The 1,300-nt window shown below is 63.7% G+C and carries 3 protein-coding genes; 1 reads left to right on the top strand and 2 read right to left on the bottom strand.

Going from position 1 to position 1,300, the window contains the following annotated elements:
* Positions 1-264 (bottom strand): TSUP family transporter (locus EOA28_RS36005; RefSeq protein WP_148671118.1); only part of this gene is annotated, 264 nt, incomplete at its 3' end.
* Positions 265-465: 201 nt separating this feature from the next.
* On the opposite strand from EOA28_RS36005, the gene EOA28_RS36000 reads away from it, so the two are divergent.
* Complete coding sequence (locus EOA28_RS36000; protein WP_042644968.1) at positions 466-897, top strand: TerB family tellurite resistance protein; 432 nt, start codon at positions 466-468, stop codon at positions 895-897.
* Between the two features lie 17 nt (positions 898-914).
* Here the strand turns inward: EOA28_RS36000 and EOA28_RS35995 are convergent.
* On the bottom strand, positions 915-1,300 hold a 386-nt coding region (locus EOA28_RS35995; protein ID WP_148671117.1), incomplete at its 5' end, for an ABC transporter ATP-binding protein.

The raw sequence follows: 1,300 nt of genomic DNA, 5'->3' as shown, positions 1-1,300 counted from the left end.
GCCGCCGGCAAGCGCCAGCAGCGCCGACGGCAGCTGGCGGCGCAGGTCGACCTGGCCGTTAGCGGCATAGTGGATGGTGGCCGAGCCGGAGCCGAACATGCCTTGCAATTTGTTGGTGCCGAGGGCTGCGACCGGCGAAAAGCCGGCGAGCAGCAGTGCCGGGATGGTGATCAGCCCGCCGCCGCCGGCGATCGAGTCGACGAAGCCGGCCGCAAAGGCGGCGGCAATCAGGATGAGTATGGTCTGCAGGGTAAGATCGATCATCGGGGAGGGATGCCTGGAAGGAAACCGCAGCTTCCACCACGCTCGTCTCGTTTGCGCAAGAGCGATTCCAAGCCAGAGCGGCTCGCCGTTACACGCCGAACCGCTCTGTCAGTCGCTTTGGCGCAATTCCGGACGGAAAACCGCTTCACACTTTTCCTGGAATTGCTCTAACAATCAGGTCGAATCGCAAAGGGGAGCTTGATGGCGATGGCGCTGCTCGACCAGATACGTTCGATCTTCGACGGTGACCCGGGCGTGCGCAAGGTGGCGGACGATCCGGTGCTGTCGGCGGAGCTTTTGATGCTGTTTCGCATGATCCTGGCCGACGGTTCGGTTTCGGAGAGCGAGATGGTCGTCTTCCGCCGCATCTGCAGGGAAGCCTTCGGCATTCCCGAGGCCTCGATCGACAGCGTCATCGAATATCTCAACGATTATGGCTACGAGACCAACGGCTCGCAGGCGATCGCGCTGTTCCGCGACCTCGATGTCGAGCGCCGGAAGCTGCTCGCGCGCCATATGGCCGAGATCGCCAAGGCCGATTCCAAATTGGCGGAGAGTGAGGTGAAGCTGCTGCGCCGCACGCTCGACTTGCTCGATATCAGCCCGGTCGATCTGGTGAAGCCGGAGGAATAGCCGGCCCGGCCGGCTGCTTAGCCCTGTTCCTGCATGCGTCGCGCGATGGCTCGGTGAAGATCGGGCGCCGCCGCGACCAGCGCTCGCGCGGCTTCCGAGCTGGGATGGTCAAGCACGTCGGCAGTCTGGCCGCGCTCGACGATCTTGCCTTCATGCATGACCAGCACCTCGTCCGCCATGGCGCGGGCGACCGTCAGGTCATGGGTGATGAAGAGATAGGCGATGCCGAGCTTCTGATTGAGCTCGGCGAAAAGGTCGAGGATCTGGGCGCGGATCGAGACGTCCAGCGCCGAGACCGGCTCGTCGGCCACCACCAGCTTTGGGCGGGTGATGATGGCGCGGGCGATCGACAGGCGCTGGCGCTGGCCGCCCGAGAATTCATGCGGATATTTGTCCATGTCTG

It is taken from the genome of Mesorhizobium sp. M2A.F.Ca.ET.067.02.1.1, from assembly GCF_004023285.1.
Taxonomy (GTDB): Bacteria; Pseudomonadota; Alphaproteobacteria; order Rhizobiales; family Rhizobiaceae; genus Mesorhizobium.
Note: the sequence above shows the minus strand (reverse complement) of the source record. Positions and strands in the feature narration are given on the sequence as shown.